The following is a 21,462-nucleotide window of genomic DNA, read 5'->3' as shown; positions in this document are numbered from 1 at the left end:
AAATCATTGCCCGGAATCGCGAAAACCGGCGCTCTGAACCGGCCAGCACTCAAAGCCACCTAAACGGCGCAAAGCCGATTGAAGCCTGCAAAGACGGGCGCACAGGGAAGGAAGCTGAGATGACGTCGCTTGGACAGAATCTGAAGATCAATGGCGACCGTTTGTGGGACAGCCTGATGGAAATGGCCCAGATCGGCCCGGGCGTCGCAGGCGGTAACAACCGCCAGACGCTGACAGACGAAGATGGCGAGGGCCGCGCCCTGTTCCAGAAATGGTGCGAAGACGCCGGCTGCACCATGGGGCTGGATCAGATGGGCAATATGTTTGCCCGCAGGGAAGGCACCGATCCGGACGCGCTTCCGGTCTATGTGGGCTCGCACCTGGACACCCAGCCCACCGGCGGTAAATATGACGGCGTGCTTGGGGTGCTGGCCGGGCTGGAGCTGATCCGCTCGCTCAACGATATGAACATCAAGACCAAGCATCCGATCGTGGCGACCAATTTCACCAATGAGGAAGGCACCCGCTATGCGCCCGCGATGCTGTCTTCGGGTGTCTTTGCGGGAATCCATACGCAGGATTGGGCTTACGGCCGCGAAGATGCCGAGGGCAAGAAATTCGGGGATGAGCTGAAACGCATCGGCTGGCGCGGCGAGGAAGAGACGGGCGCGCGTAAAATGCACGCCTTCTTTGAGCTGCATATCGAACAGGGGCCAATCCTGGAGGCTGAGGGCAAGGACATCGGTGTGGTGACCCACGGCCAGGGTCTTAGCTGGACCCAGGTGACGGTGACTGGCAAGGATGCGCATACCGGCTCCACCCCGATGCCGATGCGCCGCAACGCGGGGCTGGCAATGGCGCGGATCCTGGAAACCGTGGACGAAATTGCCTGGAGCCACGCGCCTCATGCGGTTGGGGCGGCGGGTCATATCGACGTTTATCCGAACTCGCGCAATGTGATCCCGGGCAGGGTGGTTTTCACCGTCGATTTCCGCAGCCCGGAACTGGACGTGATCACCGATATGGAAAACCAGCTGCACGAGAAGGGCACCCAGATTGCAGAGGCAATGGGCGTTGAAATCGCGTTCGAGAAGGTGGGCGGCTTTGATCCCGTTACCTTTGACGAGGGCTGTGTCACTGCCGTGCGCAGTGCGGCAGAGCGGCTGGGCTATTCGCATCAGGATCTGATTTCCGGCGCGGGCCACGATGCCTGCTGGATCAACCGGGTTGCACCGACCGCGATGGTGATGTGTCCCTGCGTTGATGGTCTCAGCCACAACGAGGCCGAGGAGATCAGCAAGGACTGGGCGGAGGCCGGCGGCAATGTGCTGTTCCATGCGGTGGTCGAGACGGCGGAAATCGTGGAATAGGGGCGCTGCCCCCGCGGCCCGTTGGGCCGCTTCCCCCGGAGTATTTCCGGAAAAGATGAAAAGAGCTGCACCAGACAGCGGAAGAAATAACGGGAGGCGTGAATAAACGCCCCGATTCAGGGAGTTATAGCCATGAGTAAAGTCATCAAGAACGGCACTGTCGTGACCGCCGATCTGACCTATAAGGCGGATGTTCTGGTTGAAAACGGGGTGATCACGCAGATCGGCCCGAACCAGAAAGGCGACGAGGAGCTGGATGCCACCGGCTGTTATGTGATGCCGGGCGGGATTGATCCGCATACCCATCTGGAGATGCCTTTCATGGGCACCTACAGCACGGATGATTTTGAAAGCGGCACCCGTGCCGGGCTGGCGGGCGGCACCACTATGGTAGTGGATTTTGCGCTGCCCAATCCAGGCGAGAGCCTGCTGGATGCGCTGAAGCGCTGGGACAACAAATCGACCCGCGCCAATTGCGACTACTCATTCCACATGGCGGTGACCTGGTGGGGCGAGCAGGTCTTTGACGACATCAAGACGGTGATCCAGGAGCGTGGCATCAACACCTTCAAGCACTTCATGGCCTATAAGGGCGCGCTGATGGTGAATGATGACGAGCTGTATTCCTCGTTCCAGCGGCTGGCAGAGCTGGGCGGCATTGCCATGGTGCATGCCGAAAACGGCGATGTGGTGGCAGAACTGTCCGCTAAGCTGCTGGCAGAAGGCAATACTGGCCCCGAGGCACATGCCTATTCCCGGCCGCCGCAGGTAGAGGGCGAGGCGACCAACCGCGCTATTATGATCGCCGATATGGCCGGCGTGCCGCTCTATGTGGTGCATACTTCCTGCGAGGACAGCCACGAGGCCATCCGCCGCGCCCGGATGCAGGGCAAACGGGTTTGGGGCGAGCCGCTGATCCAGCATCTGACGCTGGATGAGAGCGAATACTTCAACAAGGACTGGGACCACGCTGCCCGCCGGGTGATGTCGCCGCCGTTCCGAAACAAACAGCATCAGGACAGCCTGTGGGCCGGTCTGCAGTCTGGTTCGTTGTCGGTGGTCGCGACCGACCACTGCGCCTTTACCACTGAGCAGAAACGGACAGGTGTGGGGGATTTCACCAAGATCCCGAACGGCACCGGCGGGCTGGAGGACCGGATGCCGATGCTGTGGACCCATGGCGTTGAAACGGGCCGGATCACCCCGAATGAATTTGTTGCGGTAACGTCAACAAACATCGCCAAGATATTGAACTGCTATCCGAAAAAGGGTGCGGTTCTGGTTGGTGCCGATGCAGACCTGGTGGTTTGGGATCCGACAAAGATCAAGACAATCTCTGCCGCCAGCCAGCAGTCCTCGATCGACTACAATGTGTTTGAAGGACATGAGGTGAAGGGGCTGCCGCGCTTTACCCTGACCCGGGGCCATGTGGCGGTGCACGACGGCGAGATCAAGTGCCAGGAGGGCCACGGCAAGTTTGTCTCGCGGGAGGCGAACACAACGGTCAACAAGGCGCTCAGCACGTGGAAAGAGCTAACAGCGCCGCGCCCGGTGGAACGCACCGGCATCCCGGCAACAGGTGTTTAAATCCAGGAGCGGGCTGCCGGTATCGGCGGCCCGTTTTCCTGTGTGAAATCAAGGCGAAGATATGAATATGGAACCGACCACCCAGGCAATCCGACCCGAGGCCGCCGCTTCCGATCCAGCCCCCGCAGAATGTGTGATCGAGGCCCGGAACCTGGATCTGACGTTTGAGACAAACGACGGTCCAGTGCACGCGCTGAAGGACATCAGCCTGGAGATCAACAGGGGGGATTTTGTCTCCTTTATCGGGCCGTCGGGCTGCGGCAAGACGACGTTTTTGCGCTGCATCGCGGCACTGGAGACACCCACCGGCGGCAGCCTGAGCGTTAATGGCTTGACACCGGACGAGGCGCGCCGCAACCGCGCCTATGGCTATGTGTTTCAAGCGGCGGGGCTTTACCCGTGGCGGACCATCTCCAAGAACATCAAACTGCCGCTGGAGATCATGGGGTATTCTAGGGCGGAGCAGGAAAAGCGCGTTAATCAGGTGTTGGAGCTTGTTGAATTAACAGGGTTTGGCGGTAAGTTTCCCTGGCAGCTGTCGGGCGGGATGCAGCAGCGGGCCAGCATTGCGCGGGCGCTGGCTTTTGATGCTGATATCCTGCTGATGGATGAACCGTTCGGGGCGCTGGACGAGATCGTGCGCGACCATTTGAACGAACAGCTGCTGAAGCTTTGGGCGCGGACCAACAAGACCATCGGCTTTGTCACCCACTCGATCCCGGAGGCGGTGTATCTGTCGACCAAGATCGTGGTGATGTCGCCGCGGCCGGGCCGTATCCACGACGTGATCGACAGTACTCTGCCGAAAGAACGGCCTCTGGATATCCGAGACAGTCCGGAGTTCATCGAAATTGCGCATCGGGTGCGCGAAGGGCTGCGGGCGGGTCATGGCGATGACTGATATCAACCAGCAAAATACGGCGGCACCGGACATGCAGCCCCTGAACATCGCTTGTACGCTGGCGGGCGCATCATTCGCGGCATCGGAAAATTCGAATTTTCCGGTCAATTTTCTGTGCAGAAAATTGATGCGGTGCGGGGGCGGGGCATGAAGAGCTTTATTGCAGTCTTTACGGTGCTCGCTGCCATCATCGCCTTCTGGTACGCGGCATGCGTCCCGATGAATATCAAAGGTGTGCTTGATCAGGCAGAGCGGACAGGGGCCGTGGTCACGCCGGCGACTGCCAAAGAGCGCCGGTACATGAGTGAAATCGGGCTGGTAGCGAAAAACACATTTGCCGTTGGCGAAACCTGGGTGCAGCAGCGCCCGCGCTTGCCCGCCCCGCATCAGGTGGCGGTGGAGCTGTGGCAGACCACGGTGGAAAAGAAGATCACCTCGAAACGCAGCCTGATCTATCATGCGCAGGTGACGCTTTCCGCGACCCTCCTGGGCTTTGCCATCGGCACCGGGCTGGGCATTCTGCTGGCGGTGGGGATCGTGCATTCCCGTGTTATGGATATGTCGGTGATGCCCTGGGCGATTGTCAGCCAGACCATCCCTATCATCGCGCTGGCACCGATGATCATTGTGGTGCTGTATTCCATCGGGGTGCAGGGGATTATCCCGAAGGCGGTTATCTCGGCCTACCTCAGCTTCTTCCCGGTGGTTGTCGGCATGGTGAAGGGCCTTCGGGCGCCGGATGGGATGCAGCTGGACCTTTTGAAAACCTATAACGCCAATACAAATCAGGGGTTCTGGAAGCTGCGGCTGCCGTCCTCGATGCCGTATCTGTTTGCCTCGCTGAAGATCGGCATTGCCGCCTCGCTGGTGGGGGCCATCGTGGGAGAGCTGCCGACCGGCGCGGTTGCAGGGCTTGGTGCGCGGCTGCTGGCCGGCAGCTACTACGGTCAGACCGTGCAGATCTGGTCGGCGCTGTTTGCAGCGGCGATCCTGGCAGCGGCGCTGGTGGCATTGCTCGGGCTGATCGAGCGGATGGTTCTGAAACGCATGGGGGTAAGCGCATGATCAAGCGATGGACAGAGTGCTCTGCCCTCGCCGCTGCGCGGCTCACCCGGGATGTTTCAGGCCAGAAGAACAAGGGGGTGCTGTCATGGTGATGGTTGTTCTAGCCGTGCTGGTCTGGTGTTTGGGGTGGTGGCTGAACAGCCGTCTGGCAAACAGTCCGGCCGCGAAAACCCGTGCTGTGCAGCTGTTGGTGCCCGCGATCTTCGGCATCACCGTTCTGGTGGTCTGGGAGCTGCTGGTACGCGGGATGGACGTGTCTTTGGTGATCCTGCCGGCTCCCTCCGTAATCGCGGTGCGCTTTGTCTCCAGCATCCCAATTCTGTGGGCGGATTTTGCCCAGACCATCCTGAAGGGCGCGCTTGGCGGTTATGTGATCGGCTGCGGCGCGGCGTTTCTGACCGCGATCCTGGTGGACCGCAGCGATTTTCTGCGCCGGGGTCTGCTGCCGGTGGGGAATTTCATTGCAGCGCTGCCGATTGTCGGCACCGCACCGATCCTGGTGATGTGGTTCGGCTTTGACTGGCACTCCAAGGCTGCTGTCGTGGTGGTCATGGTTTTCTTTCCAATGCTGGTGAATACGGTGGCGGGCCTGCGCGAGACCTCTGCCATGCAGCGCGACTTGATGCAGACCTATGCGGCAAGTTACTGGCAGGCGTTTTTCAAGCTGCGGCTGCCGGCGGCTCTGCCCTTTGTGTTCAATGGCTTGAAGATTTCCACCACGCTTGCTCTGATCGGCGCGATTGTAGCGGAGTTCTTTGGCTCGCCCACCGTCGGCATGGGCTTCCGCATCTCTACCAGTGTCGGCCAACTGGCGCTGGACATGGTCTGGGCCGAGATTGTGGTGGCTGCACTCGCAGGCTCGGCCTTTTACGGGCTGATGGCGCTGATTGAGAAGAGCTTTACCTTCTGGCACCCGTCACAAAGAGGTTGAGCGGGCACAGCACATACGGGAAAGTGAAAAGAAAATAACAACAACATGTAAAATCAAAAACCAATAGGGAGAACTTACCAATGAAGCACATTATGACAGCAGCGGCACTGGCGCTGGGGGCGGCAGGTGCTGCCCAGGCAGCTGACGATGTGACGCTGCAGCTGAAATGGGTGACACAGGCACAGTTCGCTGGCTACTACGTGGCGCTGGACAAGGGGTTCTATGAAGAAGAGGACCTGAATGTCACCATCCTGCCCGGCGGGCCGGATATTGCGCCGACCCAGGTGATTGCCGGCGGCGGTGCGGATGTGACGGTGGAATGGATGCCCGCGGCGCTGGCAGCACGGGAAAAAGGCCTGCCGCTGGTTAACATTGCGCAGCCATTCAAATCCTCGGGCATGATGCTGACCTGCTGGAAGGACACCGGCATTGCCGCGCCTGCCGATCTGGCCAATCGCACCCTGGGTGTGTGGTTCTTTGGCAATGAGTTCCCTTTCATGAGCTGGATGAGCCAGCTGGGCATTTCCACCGAGGGTAAGGGCGAGGCTGGTGTTGAAGTCCTGAAGCAGGGCTTCAACGTTGATCCGCTGCTGCAGCGCCAGGCCGACTGCATCTCGACTATGACCTATAACGAATACTGGCAGGTCATTGATGCCGGGGTCGGCGCCGATGAGTTGATCACGTTTAAATACGAGGATCAGGGCGTGGCGACGCTGGAAGACGGTCTGTATGTGTTGGAAGAAAACCTGAGCGATGCGGAGTTCACCGGCAAGATGGAACGTTTTGTGCGGGCCTCGATGAAGGGTTGGAAATACGCTGAGGAGCATCCGGATGAGGCGGCAGGGATCGTTCTGGACAACGATGCCTCGGGCGCGCAGACCGAAACCCACCAGAAGCGGATGATGGGCGAGATTGCCAAGCTGACCGCTGGCAGCAACGGCGCGCTGGATCCGGCGGATTATGAACGGACAGTGTCAACACTGATGGGCGGCGGCTCGGATCCGGTAATCACCAAGACCCCGGAAGGCGCCTGGTCCCATGCCATCACCGATGCGGCGCTGAAATAGACAGGGCTTAGAATTTGGAGATTTGCCGGAACCTGGGTCCGGCGGATCTTCTGGTTGGTTTCCACGCAATATTGTTAAAAATTCAACAATTCGACGGCAATTTAAAAATACCTCTCTGAGGTGTTTGTTATTGTGTTAGTCTCTCCTTATGGGAGAGATGTGCGTTCATATCCCTGATCGGCAAAAGCAATCCGGATACCCGCCGCAATACTTGTGCCTTTGCCCTCAGCCAGACGACACTGCCTGCCACGCTCGGTACGCAGCACACGGTCGGGCTGCGTTGCTGGATGTTGCCAGCAGAAGCTGCGAGCTGCCGCTGATGAACCTATGCCAGGCGGCGCACCAGCGTAAGCTGGAGACCGGGCGGGTCCAAATTCTGTTGCTATACGAAGTAGAACCACTGGGGCTGGAACTGACGGCGTCCCGGCAGAGCGACGTGATACCGGTTTCGGTCTGCTGCTTGCAGCAGATCACGCACACTGATTTGCTGCACGCCCTGGCCTGCGGTTTCGATGTCATTCATGTGCAGGCCTGCGCCAGCTCTGCCGGCAGGCTGCATCAGCAGCAGGAGGTGGAGTTGGTGCAGGTGCTGGGCGGGCTGGGCCGGATTTTGCTGTTTGACGGGGCTGAAGTCCTGGCAATGCGGCTGGCGGCAGGCATTTTCCCGTTTCCCTCGGTTGCACCGGACATATTGGCGGTTGGCAGCCGCAGGGACACCGCGCGGGCCAGCGCCGCGGCGCTTTTGCCGCCCAGTGCGGACCATGTCGCCTTGCCCGAACAGGCGCCATACGGTTCCGTCAGCTTGGATGAAGACCTGTGCAATCAGTGCAGCAGCTGTGTCTGGGTTTGCCCGTCGGATGCCTTGAGCCTGACGGAAGACGGCGGCGCGCTGAGCTTTGTGGAATCCTTGTGTTTTCAATGCGGCCTGTGCATTTCGATCTGTCCGCAGCGGGCGCTCAGCATGGAACCGGGTATGGATCTGTCCGCGTCTGCCGTGCTGCCGCATCTGCTGGCGGGGCAAGGCGCGGAAGATGCAGGCACCCCTGGATTGGTGGAGGAGATTGCAGTTCTGGGCAGCGCCAGTGCAGCGGTGCAGGCCTTGGGGCAAGCCCGGGGCTAGGGGGGCTGGCCTAAGACTGTGCTGCTCAGCTTTGCTCCAGGAACCCGCCATACTGGCCGCGTTTGAAGATCAGCCCCTTGCCGGGGCGGGTGGTGACGCTGGCCGCTTCGCCTATGATGATGGTGTGGTCACCCGCCAGATGGGCGGCAAAGCGGCGGCAATCAAACCGGGCAATCACCCCGTCCAGCGCCGGCGCCCCCTGATCGTTGAGTTGCCATGCTGCGGCGCTGAAATCTTCGCCGTGGGCCGCGAAATGCTTGGCCAGCCCCAGTTGATCCTCTGCCATCACGTGAATGGCGAAATTCTCAGCCATAACAAAAGCATCATGGCGCAGGGACGCTTTGGCCGGGCACCACAGCAACAGCGGCGGATCCAGCGACACGGAGGTAAAGCTATTGACGGTAATGGCCAGGGGGCCGCGCGCTGTCATGGTGGTGACAACGGTCACCCCGGTGCCAAAGCAGCCGAGCGCATCGCGGTAGTCCCGGGCGGTCTCGGGCCCGGGGATAAAGCTGGTTTCGGCCATGTCGCGCGCCTTTTATCCGTTCCGGGCAGTGACCTGCCACGCATAGGGGCGATTGTCTACCTAGTTCATGTCTTCAATGAGGCGCCCGTGTTTGCGGGTCTGTTCCAGCACCGCGCCAAAGGTGCTGAGACCACGGGCCTCAAGCATCGCCAGCATCTTGCAAAACACCTCAGCGGTGGCGCGGGCATCGCCCATGGCCGTGTGGCGCAAAGCAGGCGGGATGGTGACGTCCAGCCGTTCGCACAGCGCGTCCAGCGTGTGGTTCTGCGAGGCGCCGAACAGCACCGCGCTGAGCAGTACCGTATCCAGAACCGGCTGATCCCAGCTGACGCCGGTGCGTTTGGCATGGCGGTGCAGAAAGGCCATGTCGAACGGCGCATTATGAGCCACGATCACGGCGTCCGAGGCAAAGCGGTGAAAGGCACGGGCAGCTTCGGCAATGTCCGGCGCGCCCTGCACCATGGCGTCGCTGACCCCATGCACCTTGGTCGAGGCCGCCGGGATCGGCCGGCCCGGATCGACCAGGGTCTCAAAAGCCTCGCTGGCGATGATCCGGCCCCGCACCATGCGCAAGGCGCCGATCTGCACGATCTCGTCCTTGTGCGGCAAGAGGCCGGTGGTTTCGGTGTCGAATACAACATAGCTGAGATTGCTGAGCTTGCGGCTGTCCAGCTCGGCGTGGTCGGTTTCCAGCAGTGCAAAATCATAGACCAGCGGCCGCGCGTCTTCAGGCGCAAGACCGGCATGGCTGCCTTCGAACAGAATGATATAGCCCGGCGCGCCGCCCAAGGGTTTCAGCCGCAAATCGAACACCTGGGTGCCGCTGGCGCTTTTGACTTCGGCCTTGACCTCCAGCCCGCTGCGCACCAGCCGGCCATAGGCGGCCTCCAGCCCGGTGAGGTTCAGATAATCGGACAGCGGCGCGTTCAGCCGCGGCGGAGCTTCCTGCGCCAGAACCGCGGCGGCCTGACCGTCATACAGTACGATCTGATGGGCGGGGTTTGCCATGACGGTGGCAATGGGGATGTCGGTCAGCAGCGCCGCAAGGCGGGACTTCTCGGCTTCCAGGTGCTCGGTTTCGCGGGCGATGGCCTCAGCCGCGGACAGCGCCGAGTCCCCCAGCTGCCCGGCCAGCCCCTCGGCGGCGGCTGCCAGATCGCCCAGGTACCGCGCGCCGCGGGTGTCCAGTTCCTTGGTCACGCCGGCATGGGCGCGGGCGCGCATGCCCGCCGCCAGCCGCTCTATCGGCTTGGCGACGTTTTCGTCAAACAACAGCCAGACCGCAGCACTGAGACCAAGGATGGCGAATGTGCTGAGCAGGCCTGAAAAAACAAAGGCATCCGCCAGCTGAGGTTGATCTGCCCGGTTGTAGCCAAGCCACAATGCGCCGCCGGTGACAAAAATGCTGCCAAGCGCCAGCAGGCAGAAGAACAGGAAAATCCGCAAACGCAGGCTGAGGCGTGACAGCATCGTTACCCTCCGCAGGCAGTTGCCAGGATCGGATCATCGCCGCCGCCGCCAACCCAGTCCAGGTTTTCAGGAAGACCGCCGGCAAAACCCGCATCACCTGCTGCCAGCGCCCGCCGGCCGCTGCCGCAGTCCAGCCAGACCGGCAGTTTGCTGACCGGAGCCCAGCGGCCAAAGAAGTACAGTTCGCCAAGATAGATCTGCGGATGATCCGCATGGGTTTTCATCGTCGCGGTATCCAATGCGGCAAAGCGGTCGACATAAGGCACGGCATAGGTCCAGGGCCGGTAAAAGCTTTGGTTTTCCACCGTGTCCGCGATGACCAGCCCCTCGGGCAGGGCCGCAGCCGTGCGCGGGTACCACCCGTATTCCGAGGCAATGGTGGCTGCGATCATTGCCAGCCCTGCCGCCACCGGCGCCAGCCAGCGCGGCAGCCGCCCGCCCATGGTTTTGCCCAGCAGCATCACCACGCCCGCCGCGGCAATGCCCGCAAAGATCACTGCTATCAGTTCCAGAAACATCCGCTCTCCTCCGGGATATGCCCGGTCCATTTCATCTTTTCCAAAATACTCCCGTCCCGCTGCCCGGCAGGCGGTTTTGCCGCCGGAAGCGGAGGCTTCCGAACTCTCCGCCAATCGCAGGTGTCAGCTTAGCATGCCCTTTCCGTGCCCAACTGCCGATTGCATAGTCTTTACCACAACAAAGGCGTCCCGCAGATGACTTCGCTCAAAATCCGAAAGATCCGAGGGCGCCAGATAGTTGTCCGGAGCCTGGCCGCTGCGGATTTGTGCCGCCTGGTGTTCCAGACGGGTCTGGGCGATCAGGTCGTAAGCGTCCAGCAGATCGCGCGCGCCGGAAGGGCTGAGAACCCCTGCGGCCTCTGCCGCCTCCAGCCGGGCGCGGGTGTTGACTGCGTCCAGCCGGCCTTGCAGCGCATAGATCCGGCCCAGATCCACCACCGGCACCACGCCGTTGTGTTTCATATCCAAGGTGTTTCGGTGCTCGCCCGAGCGGATGGTGGCCAGCCCGCGCAACAGGCCCAGCGGCGGCGTGTGCTTCAGCGAGTTCGAAATCATATGTGCTGTAAAGATCGTATTGGCGCCGGCCGCCTTCAGGGTCTCCTGTTGCAGATCCTCGAAAAGTGCAGCCTCGCCGCCGATGGGGCGCAGGTCAAACATCACCGAGGCCAGCATCTGCGCCTCTGGAACCGGCTTGGCGATCCAGCCGCGGAAATAGTCGTGCCAGACGCGCATGGGCTGACGCCAGCGCGCATTCGACGCCATCATTTCGCCGGGGCAGTAGACATAGCCGCAGGTGTTCAGCCCATTGCAGACAAATCCGGCGAGCTGCGCAAAATAGCTCTCATCCTCCGGTGTCATGTCGTCCGACAGGATCAGGCAATTGTCCTGATCCGACACCCCGGTCTGCTCGCGCCGCCCCTGTGAGCCGCAGGCCAGCCACAGGTAGGGGACGGGCGGAGGCCCCAGCGTGTCTTCGGCCAGCGCCAGCAGGCGGCGGGTCACGGTGTCGGCGATGTCGGTGATCAGCCGGGTCGCCACCTCGTGCCGGTTGCCGCCTGCGACCAGTTGCAGCAGAAGCCGCGGGATTTCAGCGGTGACCTTGGCCATGTCTTCGGCATTGCCGGCACGGGCGATGCTTGAGACCATCTCGCCTGAGCTGACCGCCTGAAACCGGGTGAGGTCGGTCTGGGTGACGATCCCGACCAGCTTTCCGGCCTCAACCACCGGGACATGGCCGATGCCGTGCTCCATCATCATATGCAGCACGTCCGAGCCGATCGCCGAGGGCGCCAGCGTTAGCGGGTCCGGGGTCATCGCGTTACAGACCGGGGTGGAGATGGGTTTGCCCGCGGCAAGGATCTTGCCGGTCAGGTCGCGCGTGGTGAGGATGCCTTGCAGCCTGTCCCCGTCGGCCACGCAGACCGAGGAGATGAAGTGGTCGCGCATCAGCTGTGCCGCACTTTGGCAGGTAATACCGTTGGAGCAGGTGACCGGCTCGCGCGCCATGATGGCCTCGACGCGGGTGGTGGCCAGGTTGCTGGTCTCGCGGCTGCCGGGGCGGCGGCGGTCGAAAAATTTGGCGACTTGCGGCTGATCTGCCATCAGGGCGTGGAATTTTGCTTTGGGCAGCAACAGCAGCAGCGTCTCTGTGGTGGCCTGGGCTGAGGTCACCGCCCGGCCGCTGCGGGTCAGCCCGCGCTCGCCGAATGAATTACGCGGGCCGAGGATCGAGACGGGAATACGGTTTTCATCCGTCACTTCGACTTCGCCGGTGTGGACCAGATAAAGCCCTTCCAGCTCTTGGTTCAGCGCATAGACGGGATCGCCTGCGGCGGCCTCGATCTGTTGGAACTGGAGGGCCAGATCCTGCAGCAGCGAAGGCTCCAGGCTATCATAAGGGTGAACCGAAGTCAGAAAGCGGAGCAGGGCGGCGTCAGATAGGGGCATGGGCATACCTGCATGAAATCAGGAAAAAAATGGCCCCGCCAGTAAGAACCGGACGGGACCATGAGGAAAAAGGCGGGCCGCAGGGCAGCCCGCCCAGGGGAGGTTCAGTGGTCCTGCGCAACTCCGGCACCGCGGGGGATGCGGACGCTTTCCACCAGCTCTTCGATCTCGGCGGGGATGGCCGCGGTCGATTTCGAGACGATGAAGGCGACTGCAAAGTTCACCATCGCGCCAACCGCACCAAAGGAGGTGGATTTGATGGTGCCCAGCAGCGGGTCTGCGTCGGTGAAGGAGTTGGTGTCCGGGATGAACAGCCAGCCTTTGTGCAGGAAGATGTAGACCAGGGTCACACCCAGACCTGCCAGCATGCCGGCCACGGCGCCTTTGTTGTTCACCTTGGTGAAGATGCCCATCATCAGCGCCGGGAAGATTGAGGCAGCTGCGAGGCCAAAGGCCAGCGCCACGGTCTGCGCGGCAAAGCCCGGAGGGTTGAGGCCCAGATAGGTGGCCACCGCGATGGCCACACCCATGGCGATACGGGCCGACAGCAGCTCATTCTTTTCCGAGATGTTCGGATTGATCGAGCCTTTGATCAGGTCGTGGGACACCGCAGACGAGATTGCCAGCAGCAGGCCCGCAGCGGTTGACAGCGCAGCGGCAAGACCGCCGGCAGCAACCAGGCCGATCACCCAGCTGGGCAGGTTGGCGATTTCCGGGTTGGCCAGAACCAGGATGTCGCGGTTGAACTTGGTCAGCTCATTGCCGGCCCAGCCGTTTGCCGCCGCAGTTGCCTGCAGCTCTTCGGATTTGTCGTTGTAGTACTGGATCGCACCGTCGCCGTTCTTGTCTTCCCAGGCCAGCAGGCCGGTTTTCTGCCAGGTGGCCATCCAGTCGTACTGCGGATCGTTTTCGATCTGCTGCACTGTCACGGCACCGCCTTCGATGCCGCCATTGGGCCACATCATCTCGGTGATGTTCAGACGGGCCATGGCGCCAACTGCCGGAGCGGTCAGGTACAGAAGCGCGATGAACACCAACGCCCAGCCGGCCGACCAGCGGGCATCAGCCACTTTGGGGACTGTGAAGAAGCGCATGATCACGTGGGGCAGACCCGCAGTGCCGATCATCAGCGACAGGGTGAACAGCACCATGTTGAAGGTGTCGGCGTGATGCGCGGTGTACTCGTTGAATCCCAGTTCGGTCACGATGGCGTCCAGCTTGGCCAGCAGCGGCTCGCCGCTTGCGGCGTGGTCGCCGAACAGGCCCAGGGCCGGGATCGGGTTGCCGGTCAGCTGCAGCGAGATGAAGATGGCCGGGATGGTGTAGGCCATGATCAGCACGACGTACTGGGCCACTTGAGTGTAGGTCACGCCCTTCATGCCGCCGAACACGGCGTAGGCGAAGACCACACAAGCGCCGATCAGCAGGCCCGCGGTGTTGGAGACCTCCAGGAAGCGGCCAAAGGCGACGCCGACGCCGGTCATTTGGCCGATCACGTAAGTGGTCGAGGCGACGATCAGGCAGATCACCGCCACAACGCGCGCGGTCGGGGAGTAGAACCGGTCGCCGATGAACTCGGACACGGTGAACTTGCCGAACTTGCGCAGGTAGGGCGCCAGCAGCAGCGCCAGCAGCACGTAGCCGCCGGTCCAGCCCATCAGGAAGGTGGAGTTGTCATAGCCGGTGAAGGCGATGAGGCCCGCCATCGAGATGAACGACGCCGCCGACATCCAGTCAGCCGCGGTTGCCATGCCGTTGGTGACGGGGTGAACACCCCGGCCGGCGGCATAGAATTCAGATGTGGAGCCCGCGCGGGCCCAGATCGCGATGCCGATGTAAAGCGCAAAGGACGCGCCCACAAACAGCAGGTTGATGGTAAACTGGTCCATCTTATTCTTCCTCCACGCCGTATTCGCGGTCCAGCTTGTTCATCCGGAACGCGTAGAAAAAGATCAGCCCCAGGAACACCAGGATCGAACCTTGCTGGGCGAACCAGAAGCCAAGATCGGCGCCGCCGACGCTGATGCCCGACAGGGCAGGGCGCAGCAGAATGCCAAAGCCGAATGAAACAACAGCCCAGATCACCAGGCTGACAAGAATGATGCGTACGTTCGCCGCCCAATAGCCTTTATCGGCCTCGGCGGTTTTTGCCGCATTTGTGGTTTGGTCCGCCATGAGCGGCTCCTCCTTCTTCCTCCTGAGCTGCTTTGCGCACGCGGCGCCGGGCAGACTCTCTCCGTTTGCCTGCGGCCGTGGTCACGGCGTGCAGGCATGCCTCCTCTGGTCCGCCAAGGCGGTGCCTTCGGGTATTCAAATGTCCGGGGACGGGGTCCTGCCGGGTCAGGCAGGCCCCGTTTCTTGGTTATTGGCCGGTGGCCGTGGTCACGATGGCCGCCATGTCCCGGGCAATATCCGCGATATCGCCCATGGCATTTGTTGTCTGCAGCACGTCCTTGCCGCGGTAGTAGTCAATCAGCGGCGCGGTCTGCGCGTGATAGGCCTCCAGCCGGCTGGCAACGGTTTCCGCGTTGTCGTCGGCGCGGCGTTTCATCTCTGTGCTGCCGCATTTGTCGCATTTCCCGGCCTCGGCGGGCTGCTTGAAGCTGTCGTGATAGCCCTCGCCGCAGCCGCCGCAGGTGTAGCGGCCCGAGATCCGTGTCACCATGGCGGCGTCGTCCACCTCAAGGCTGATCGCGGCGTTGATCTTTTGCTGGGTTTCCGCCAGCAGCTCGTCCAGTGCGGCAGCCTGCACGGTGGTGCGGGGGAAGCCGTCAAGGATAACGCCCTTGGTGCAATCAGGTTCTGTCAGACGGTCGCGCAGGATGTTGATCACAATCTCGTCGCTGACCAGCTGGCCTGCTTCCATCACGGCCTTGGCGGCCAGGCCTGCCGGGGTGCCCGCGGCAACGGCTTCGCGCAGCAGGTCGCCGGTCGACAGCTGCACATAGCCGAATTTTTCTTCAAGCATCCGCGCCTGGGTGCCCTTGCCGGCCCCCGGAGGGCCCAGCAGGATCAGAACGGCGGGACGGGTCAATACTGCCATATTCATAGGTCAATCACCCCTTGTTCGCACGGTTTTGGATCAGGTCATCGACCACCGACGGATCGGCGAGGGTCGAGGTGTCGCCCAGGCTGCCGAAGTCATTCTCGGCAATCTTGCGCAGGATGCGGCGCATGATCTTGCCGGAACGGGTTTTCGGCAGGCCCGGTGCCCATTGAATGACATCCGGCGAGGCAATCGGCCCGATCTCGGTCCGCACCCAGGTGCGCAGCTCCTTTACCAGCTCATCCGAGGGTTCGCGGTCGTTCATCAGGGTCACATAGCAATAGATGCCCTGGCCCTTGATCTCATGCGGATAGCCGACCACGGCGGCCTCGGCCACGGCGGCATGGGCCACCAGCGCGCTTTCGACCTCAGCCGTGCCCATGCGGTGGCCGGAGACGTTGATCACGTCATCGACGCGGCCGGTGATCCAGTAGTCGCCGTCCTCGTCACGGCGGCAGCCGTCACCGGTGAAGTAATAGCCCTTGTAGTCCGAGAAATACGTCTTCTCGAACCGTTCATGGTCGCCCCAGACGGTGCGCATCTGGCCCGGCCAACTGTCTTTGATGCACAGCACGCCCTCAACGCCGTTGCCGGTGATCTCGACACCGCTGGCCGGGTCCAGGACCACCGGCTGGATGCCGAAGAAGGGCTTCATCGCGGCACCTGGCTTCATCGCATGGGCACCCGGCAGCGGCGTCATCAGGTGGCCGCCGGTCTCAGTCTGCCACCAAGTGTCGACGATCGGGCATTTGCCTTTGCCGACGACCTCATTGTACCAGTTCCAAGCTTCCGGGTTGATCGGCTCGCCCACGGTGCCCAGCACCTTGAGATCGCTCAGATCGCATTTCTCAACCCATTCGTTGCCCTGGCCCATCAGTGCCCGCAGGGCGGTGGGGGCGGTGTAGAACTGGTTGACTTTATGCTTTTCACAGACCTGCCAGAAGCGGGAGGCATCGGGGTAGGTCGGCACGCCCTCGAACATCAGCGTGGTGGCGCCATTCGCGAGCGGCCCATAGACGATATAGCTGTGGCCGGTGACCCAGCCCACATCCGCGGTGCACCAGTAGATGTCGCCATCGTGGTAATCGAATGTGATCTCATGGGTCATGGCGGCATAGGCCAGGTAGCCGCCGGAAGTATGCACAACGCCCTTGGGCTGGCCGGTGGAGCCGGAAGTGTAGAGGATGAACAGCGGATCTTCGGCGTTCATCTCGGCGGGCGCGCAGTAATCCTCTGCTTCCAGTGCCATCTCGTTGTAATCAAAGTCGCGCCCATCGACCCAGGTGGTCTGGCCTCCGGTGCGTTTGACCACCAGGCATTTCACCGTATCCTTGGTGTGCAGCAACGCGGCGTCGGCGTTGGATTTCAGCGCCGTCTTGCGGCCACCGCGGGGGGCCTCGTCGGCGGTGATCACAACCTTGGCGTCGCAGCCATTGATCCGGGCCGCCAGTGCGTCGGGGGAGAAACCGGCAAAGACAATCGAATGAATGGCGCCGATCCGGGCGCAGGCCAGCATCGCATAGGCTGCTTCGGGGATCATCGGCAGGTAGATCACCACCCGGTCGCCTTTGCGCACGCCCATCGATTCCAGGATGTTGGCCATCCGGCAGGTGCGGCGGTGCAGCTCCTTATAGGAGATATGCTGCGCCGCTTCTTCGGGGCTGTCCGGTTCCCAGATGATCGCGGTCTGGTCGCCGCGGGTTTCCAGATGGCGGTCGATACAGTTGGCAGAAACGTTCAGGGTGCCGTCGGCGTACCAGTTGATCGAGACGTTGCCGAAGCTGTAGTTCACATCTTTCACCTGGGTGAAAGGCTTGATCCAGTCGATGCGCTTGCCCTGTTCGCCCCAGAACCCGTCCGGGTCAGTTAGCGAGGCGTCATACATCTCTTGATACTTGGCGGCAGTCACATGCGCCCGGGCAACGGTTTCGTCGGACGGCGGATAGACAGCGTCTGCGTGCAACGCGTTCATTCGATTTCCTCCCAGAAATTTTATTGGCAAGACAAACGACAACGCTGTGCCGTGGCTGTCAAACCGTTTCCTCCTGGGGCTAGATAATACCGCAGATTGAAAATTTGTGAATAAAACACCGATATCAAAGAGTTTATCTGTAAACGAATTTCAAGCTTTTAGAGGTTCTTGTAAATGATAGCGCATGCAAACGCATACCACCGCATGTTTTCATAGGCTTTTCTGTAAATTCCACCATTGGCCGTTTACGGCTTCTATCCCCGTTATCGGCTTGGCAGCGGCGTACTGCCGCAGCTTCCGGCGGCTTTGCACCTGCGGCATATTGTGCCGGCTTGAGCTGGGAACCGCCATTTCACCCCGCTGCGAGTCGCCACGTCATCTTTCCCGCCGGGGGCTTGGCAGGGGGGCTGTGTGCCGCTAGCCTGACAGGCAAGCGCACCGTGCCGGCCCGATGCCGGGTTAAAAAGGGGCGCAATTCGGGAGAGTTACATCATGAACAGATTTCTGACCGCCGCCGTGGCGGCAACCGCGGGCATTGCATTGGCAGGCGAGGCTGCGGCCACCGAGTGGAACGTGTCCCTGTGGGGCAAACGCCGGGCGTTCACCGAACATGTGGAAAAACTGGCTGAGCTGGTCAGTGAAAAGACCGGCGGTGAGTTTACACTGAACATCAGCTATGGCGGGCTCAGCAAGAACAAGGAGAACCTCGACGGCATCTCCATCGGCGCGTTTGAGATGGCGCAGTTCTGTGCCGGCTACCACCGTGACAAGAACCCCTCGATCACCGTGCTGGAACTGCCGTTTCTGGGTGTGAACACGCTGGACGAAGAGGTGGCCGTGGCCAATGCGGTCTACGCGCATCCGGCGGTGCAGGCGGATCTGGCGCGCTGGAATGCCAAGCTGCTGATGACCTCGCCGATGCCGCAGTACAATATCGTCGGCACCGGCGAGCCGCGTGACGAGCTGGCAGAGTTCAAGGATATGCGGGTGCGCGCCACCGGTGGCATCGGCAAGGCGTTCTCGGCTGTTGGCGCGGTGCCGACCTCGGTAACAGCCACCGAAGCCTATAACGCGATGGAATCCGGTGTTGTGGACACGGTTGCCTTTGCCCAGCACGCGCATCTGGCCTTTGGCACCATTAACCGTGCTGACTGGTGGACCGCAAACCTGAACCCCGGCACCGTGAACTGTCCTGTGGTGGTCAACACCGATGCCTATGACGCCCTCAGCGATGCTGAACGCGAAGCGCTCGACAGCTCGGTCGAGGAGGCGATCGGCCACTATCTTGCCAACTACGGGGCACTGCTGGAGAAATGGGACGGCGTGCTGGCCGAAAAGGGCGTCGAGAAAGTCACCATCTCCGACGACCAGCTGGCCGAGTTCCGCAAAGTGGCTGCCGACCCGATCCGCGCCCAATGGATCGAGGACATGAGCGCCCAGGGCCTTCCGGCGCAGGAGCTTTATGATCTGGTGCAAAAGACCCTCAGCGATCACCGCTCGGGCAGCTGATCCTGACGTAACACAAAAGGGGCCGGGCTGCTCAGGTCCGGCCCCTTTTGCCTTTGATGACACGAAAAGACGGGGGCGGGCATGGCAGGCAGCGCAGCAGTGCTGGAGGACGGCAGCCTGATCAGCAGGCTGGACCAGCGGTTAGTGAAAGCGGAGCGCCTGCTGGCGCTTTTGAGCGGCATCGCGGTGTTTTCACTGATGATCCTGGCGGTGGTCTCGGTTGGCGGACGCAATGCGATGAACGCGCCGCTGCCCGGCTATGTGGACTGGATCGAACAGATCATGCCGCTGATTGCCTTTATGGGCATTGCCTATGTGCAGCGCGACGGCGGCCACATCCGCATGGACATTGTTGTCGGTGCCCTGCGGGGCCGGGCCATGTGGCTGTTTGAGCTGATCTCGGTTCTGCTGATCCTGCTGCTGATCCTGGCCCTGGTCTGGGGCAGCTGGTCGCATTTCCTGCGTTCCTTTGATTTTGCCGCCCCCTGGTGGAGCCGTGACAGCTCTATCGACATCGGCATTCCGATCTGGCCTGCGAAACTGCTGGCGCCGGTGGCCTTTGCGGTTCTGGGGCTGCGGCTGATACTGCAGATCTGGGGCTATGGCCGGGCGCTGGTACTGGGGCTGGAAACGCCCGTGGCGGTGCCGCTGGTGCTAAGTGCTGCGGAACAAGCGGCGGCAGAGGCAGATCAATTGGCAGGCCATGACACCAATGGCAGCGGGCAGGGGTAAGACAGATGGAACCGATTGAAATCGGCCTGTGGGTCACGGGCGGCCTGCTGGCGATGGTTGTGCTGGGGATGCGGGTGGCCTTTGCCGCCGGTCTTGCGGGCCTTATCGGCCTGACCTGGATCTTCTGGGCCAAGTTCGGCTATGACCCGGCGCGGTTTGGCAAGGCTCTGACCGTCTCGGTAAAGATCGCAGGCCAGGTGCCGCACTCCAAGGTCTCCAGCCAGGCGCTGAGCCTGATCCCCACCTTCATCCTGATCGGCTATCTGGCCTATTATGCGGGGCTGACGAGCGCCTTGTTCGAGGCAGCCAAACGCTGGATCGCCTGGCTGCCGGGCGGGCTGGCGGTCTCCACGGTGTTTGCCACCGCGGGCTTTGCCGCGGTATCGGGAGCATCCGTCGCCACATCAGCCGTCTTTGCCCGCATCGCCATCCCCGAAATGCTGGCAATCGGCTATAACAAGCAATTTGCGGCAGGGGTTGTTGCGGCGGCGGGCACGCTGGCGTCGCTTATCCCGCCCTCGGCCATTCTGGTGATCTATGCCATTATCGTCGAGCAGGATGTGGGCAAGCTGCTGCTGGCAGGCTTCATCCCCGGTGCCTTCAGCGCAATTGTCTATGTGGCGTTGATCGTGGGCATTGCATTGGTGTTCAAAAACGTCGGCCCGCCGGTGCGCGGCTTTACCTGGCGGCAGCGGTTTCAATCGCTGCCCGGCGCGCTGCCGATCATCTTTGTCGTCGTGATCATCATCTGCTTTGTCTACAATCCCTTTGGCGGCGACGCCTGGGGTACGCCAACCGAGGGCGGCGCGCTGGGGGCCTTTGTGGTGTTCTGCATGGCGCTGGTCAACGGCATGAAATGGGCCGAGCTGAAGTCTGCACTGCTGGAGACAGCCAAGCTGACGGTGATGATCTTCACCATCATCTGGGGGGTGCTGATCTATGTGCGCTTCCTTGGCTTTGCCGATCTGCCGGGGGCGTTTTCGGACTGGATCACCGCGCTGGAAATGCCGCCGATGGTGATCCTGATCTGCATCCTGCTGGCCTATGCGGTTCTGGGCATGTTCATGGATGCAATCGGGATGCTGCTGCTGACGCTGCCGGTGGTCTACCCGGCGGTGATGGCGCTGAACGGCGGCGAGAGTGTGGCGGCCGCAGACAGCGCATTCGGCATGAGCGGCACCATGTGCGCGATCTGGTTCGGCATCCTTGTGGTGAAAATGGCCGAATTCTGCCTGATTACCCCGCCGATTGGCCTCAATTGCTTTGTGGTGGCCGGCGTGCGCGATGACCTGTCGGTGCAAGATGTGTTCAAGGGCGTGACCCCGTTTTTCATTGCCGACGCCGTGACAATTGCGCTGCTGGTCGCCTTCCCGGGAATTGTGCTCTACCTGCCGTCCTTGGCGGGGTAAGGGCGGGCGCTCAGGGCCGCCGATGCAGTTCGGCTTGGCAGGCGGCGGCGAAGGGCCCATATGGCGCGGCATGAGTGATTTTGCGCCCTTGCACCAGGCAGACCGACAGTTGGCGGTCTCGGTAGCGGATCCGTGCGGTTGAGAGTATCATTTTGAATTCGTTCGGTTTTCAGGGATTAAACTGGCTTGTCACATTCTCCTGGAAATCGTCTCTGCCTGATTGTGCAGCCGTGCTTTACTCACCTGGAGATGCAACACTTCTGTCCGCACGAAAATTAGTGCCGAGACACCG

General features: G+C 61.6%; 19 protein-coding genes. 11 read left to right on the top strand and 8 right to left on the bottom strand.

Annotation, left to right across the window (positions count from 1 at the left end):
* Positions 1–119 precede the first annotated feature (119 nt).
* The 8 genes from K3724_RS10950 to K3724_RS10915 all read left to right on the top strand — a co-directional run bounded on the left by K3724_RS10950 (position 120) and on the right by K3724_RS10915 (position 8,041).
* Positions 120–1,370, top strand: coding sequence for a Zn-dependent hydrolase (locus tag K3724_RS10950; protein ID WP_259984704.1), 1,251 nt, complete (start codon positions 120–122; stop codon positions 1,368–1,370).
* Positions 1,371–1,502: 132 nt separating this feature from the next.
* Entirely contained in the window at positions 1,503–2,957 is a 1,455-nt protein-coding gene (gene hydA / locus K3724_RS10945; protein WP_259984701.1) for a dihydropyrimidinase, read from the top strand.
* Positions 2,958–3,018: 61 nt separating this feature from the next.
* On the top strand, positions 3,019–3,858 hold the full coding sequence (locus K3724_RS10940) for an ABC transporter ATP-binding protein (RefSeq protein WP_259984698.1): 840 nt from the start codon (positions 3,019–3,021) through the stop codon (positions 3,856–3,858).
* The gene (locus tag K3724_RS10935) at positions 3,845–4,009 is read left to right on the top strand and encodes a hypothetical protein (protein ID WP_259984696.1); all 165 of its coding nucleotides are present in this window, start codon (positions 3,845–3,847) and stop codon (positions 4,007–4,009) included. Before K3724_RS10940 ends, K3724_RS10935 begins: the two co-directional genes overlap by 14 nt.
* Positions 4,006–4,923, top strand: coding sequence for an ABC transporter permease (locus K3724_RS10930; protein ID WP_259984695.1), 918 nt, complete (start codon positions 4,006–4,008; stop codon positions 4,921–4,923). Before K3724_RS10935 ends, K3724_RS10930 begins: the two co-directional genes overlap by 4 nt.
* Before the next feature lie 85 nt (positions 4,924–5,008).
* Complete coding sequence (locus tag K3724_RS10925) at positions 5,009–5,854, top strand: ABC transporter permease (protein ID WP_259984693.1); 846 nt, start codon at positions 5,009–5,011, stop codon at positions 5,852–5,854.
* Between the two features lie 80 nt (positions 5,855–5,934).
* Positions 5,935–6,921, top strand: coding sequence for an ABC transporter substrate-binding protein (locus K3724_RS10920; protein WP_259984691.1), 987 nt, complete (start codon positions 5,935–5,937; stop codon positions 6,919–6,921).
* Between the two features lie 319 nt (positions 6,922–7,240).
* Positions 7,241–8,041 carry an ATP-binding protein gene (locus K3724_RS10915; protein WP_259984689.1) on the top strand — a complete coding sequence of 267 codons (801 nt, stop codon included), beginning with the start codon at positions 7,241–7,243 and terminating at the stop codon, positions 8,039–8,041.
* A gap of 25 nt (positions 8,042–8,066) precedes the next feature.
* On the opposite strand, the gene K3724_RS10910 is transcribed toward K3724_RS10915, so the two are convergent.
* The 8 genes from K3724_RS10910 to acs form a co-directional block, all read right to left on the bottom strand.
* On the bottom strand, positions 8,067–8,567 hold the full coding sequence (locus K3724_RS10910; protein WP_259984688.1) for a flavin reductase family protein: 501 nt from the start codon (positions 8,565–8,567) through the stop codon (positions 8,067–8,069).
* Positions 8,568–8,627: 60 nt separating this feature from the next.
* Complete coding sequence (locus tag K3724_RS10905) at positions 8,628–10,037, bottom strand: 3'-5' exonuclease (RefSeq protein ID WP_259984686.1); 1,410 nt, start codon at positions 10,035–10,037, stop codon at positions 8,628–8,630.
* 2 nt (positions 10,038–10,039) lie between these two features.
* Entirely contained in the window at positions 10,040–10,555 is a 516-nt protein-coding gene (locus K3724_RS10900; RefSeq protein ID WP_259984684.1) for a hypothetical protein, read from the bottom strand.
* Between the two features lie 123 nt (positions 10,556–10,678).
* Positions 10,679–12,502 (bottom strand): putative nucleotidyltransferase substrate binding domain-containing protein, encoded by a 1,824-nt coding sequence (locus K3724_RS10895; RefSeq protein ID WP_259992617.1) that lies wholly within the window; start codon positions 12,500–12,502, stop codon positions 10,679–10,681.
* Between the two features lie 104 nt (positions 12,503–12,606).
* Positions 12,607–14,391, bottom strand: a complete 1,785-nt coding sequence (locus K3724_RS10890; protein WP_259984683.1) for a sodium:solute symporter family protein — start codon at positions 14,389–14,391, stop codon at positions 12,607–12,609.
* A gap of 1 nt (position 14,392) precedes the next feature.
* Positions 14,393–14,677: a DUF4212 domain-containing protein gene (locus K3724_RS10885; RefSeq protein WP_129370675.1), complete on the bottom strand. Its 285-nt coding sequence runs from the start codon at positions 14,675–14,677 to the stop codon at positions 14,393–14,395.
* Between the two features lie 187 nt (positions 14,678–14,864).
* Positions 14,865–15,551: an adenylate kinase gene (locus K3724_RS10880; RefSeq protein WP_259984679.1), complete on the bottom strand. Its 687-nt coding sequence runs from the start codon at positions 15,549–15,551 to the stop codon at positions 14,865–14,867.
* Between the two features lie 7 nt (positions 15,552–15,558).
* Positions 15,559–17,520 (bottom strand): acetate--CoA ligase, encoded by a 1,962-nt coding sequence (gene acs / locus K3724_RS10875; protein WP_259984677.1) that lies wholly within the window; start codon positions 17,518–17,520, stop codon positions 15,559–15,561.
* Between the two features lie 492 nt (positions 17,521–18,012).
* Between acs and K3724_RS10870 the strand changes: the two genes are divergently transcribed.
* The 3 genes from K3724_RS10870 to K3724_RS10860 all read left to right on the top strand — a co-directional run bounded on the left by K3724_RS10870 (position 18,013) and on the right by K3724_RS10860 (position 21,170).
* A complete protein-coding gene (locus K3724_RS10870) occupies positions 18,013–19,029 on the top strand; it encodes a C4-dicarboxylate TRAP transporter substrate-binding protein (protein ID WP_259984675.1) in 1,017 nt (338 codons plus the stop codon).
* Between the two features lie 81 nt (positions 19,030–19,110).
* Positions 19,111–19,761 carry a TRAP transporter small permease subunit gene (locus K3724_RS10865; RefSeq protein ID WP_129370679.1) on the top strand — a complete coding sequence of 217 codons (651 nt, stop codon included), beginning with the start codon at positions 19,111–19,113 and terminating at the stop codon, positions 19,759–19,761.
* 5 nt (positions 19,762–19,766) lie between these two features.
* Positions 19,767–21,170, top strand: a complete 1,404-nt coding sequence (locus K3724_RS10860) for a TRAP transporter large permease (protein ID WP_259984672.1) — start codon at positions 19,767–19,769, stop codon at positions 21,168–21,170.
* The last annotated feature ends 292 nt before the right edge of the window (positions 21,171–21,462 follow it).

It is taken from the genome of Leisingera sp. M658 (assembly GCF_025144145.1).
Taxonomy (GTDB): domain Bacteria; phylum Pseudomonadota; class Alphaproteobacteria; order Rhodobacterales; family Rhodobacteraceae; genus Leisingera.
The sequence above is the reverse complement of the archived record's forward strand: the minus strand, read 5'-3'. Positions and strand labels throughout refer to the sequence as shown.

What these genes read in the sequence shown, in the direction of transcription:
- K3724_RS10950 (WP_259984704.1), top strand. Translation starts at nt 120, where the DNA reads ATGACGTCGCTTGGACAGAATCTGAAGATCAATGGCGACCGTTTGTGG.
- hydA (WP_259984701.1), top strand. Translation starts at nt 1,503, where the DNA reads ATGAGTAAAGTCATCAAGAACGGCACTGTCGTGACCGCCGATCTGACC.
- K3724_RS10940 (WP_259984698.1), top strand. Translation starts at nt 3,019, where the DNA reads ATGAATATGGAACCGACCACCCAGGCAATCCGACCCGAGGCCGCCGCT.
- K3724_RS10935 (WP_259984696.1), top strand. Translation starts at nt 3,845, where the DNA reads ATGGCGATGACTGATATCAACCAGCAAAATACGGCGGCACCGGACATG.
- K3724_RS10930 (WP_259984695.1), top strand. Translation starts at nt 4,006, where the DNA reads ATGAAGAGCTTTATTGCAGTCTTTACGGTGCTCGCTGCCATCATCGCC.
- K3724_RS10925 (WP_259984693.1), top strand. Translation starts at nt 5,009, where the DNA reads ATGGTGATGGTTGTTCTAGCCGTGCTGGTCTGGTGTTTGGGGTGGTGG.
- K3724_RS10920 (WP_259984691.1), top strand. Translation starts at nt 5,935, where the DNA reads ATGAAGCACATTATGACAGCAGCGGCACTGGCGCTGGGGGCGGCAGGT.
- K3724_RS10915 (WP_259984689.1), top strand. Translation starts at nt 7,241, where the DNA reads ATGAACCTATGCCAGGCGGCGCACCAGCGTAAGCTGGAGACCGGGCGG.
- K3724_RS10910 (WP_259984688.1), bottom strand. Translation starts at nt 8,567, where the DNA reads ATGGCCGAAACCAGCTTTATCCCCGGGCCCGAGACCGCCCGGGACTAC.
- K3724_RS10905 (WP_259984686.1), bottom strand. Translation starts at nt 10,037, where the DNA reads ATGCTGTCACGCCTCAGCCTGCGTTTGCGGATTTTCCTGTTCTTCTGC.
- K3724_RS10900 (WP_259984684.1), bottom strand. Translation starts at nt 10,555, where the DNA reads ATGTTTCTGGAACTGATAGCAGTGATCTTTGCGGGCATTGCCGCGGCG.
- K3724_RS10895 (WP_259992617.1), bottom strand. Translation starts at nt 12,502, where the DNA reads ATGCCCCTATCTGACGCCGCCCTGCTCCGCTTTCTGACTTCGGTTCAC.
- K3724_RS10890 (WP_259984683.1), bottom strand. Translation starts at nt 14,391, where the DNA reads ATGGACCAGTTTACCATCAACCTGCTGTTTGTGGGCGCGTCCTTTGCG.
- K3724_RS10885 (WP_129370675.1), bottom strand. Translation starts at nt 14,677, where the DNA reads ATGGCGGACCAAACCACAAATGCGGCAAAAACCGCCGAGGCCGATAAA.
- K3724_RS10880 (WP_259984679.1), bottom strand. Translation starts at nt 15,551, where the DNA reads ATGAATATGGCAGTATTGACCCGTCCCGCCGTTCTGATCCTGCTGGGC.
- acs (WP_259984677.1), bottom strand. Translation starts at nt 17,520, where the DNA reads ATGAACGCGTTGCACGCAGACGCTGTCTATCCGCCGTCCGACGAAACC.
- K3724_RS10870 (WP_259984675.1), top strand. Translation starts at nt 18,013, where the DNA reads ATGAACAGATTTCTGACCGCCGCCGTGGCGGCAACCGCGGGCATTGCA.
- K3724_RS10865 (WP_129370679.1), top strand. Translation starts at nt 19,111, where the DNA reads ATGGCAGGCAGCGCAGCAGTGCTGGAGGACGGCAGCCTGATCAGCAGG.
- K3724_RS10860 (WP_259984672.1), top strand. Translation starts at nt 19,767, where the DNA reads ATGGAACCGATTGAAATCGGCCTGTGGGTCACGGGCGGCCTGCTGGCG.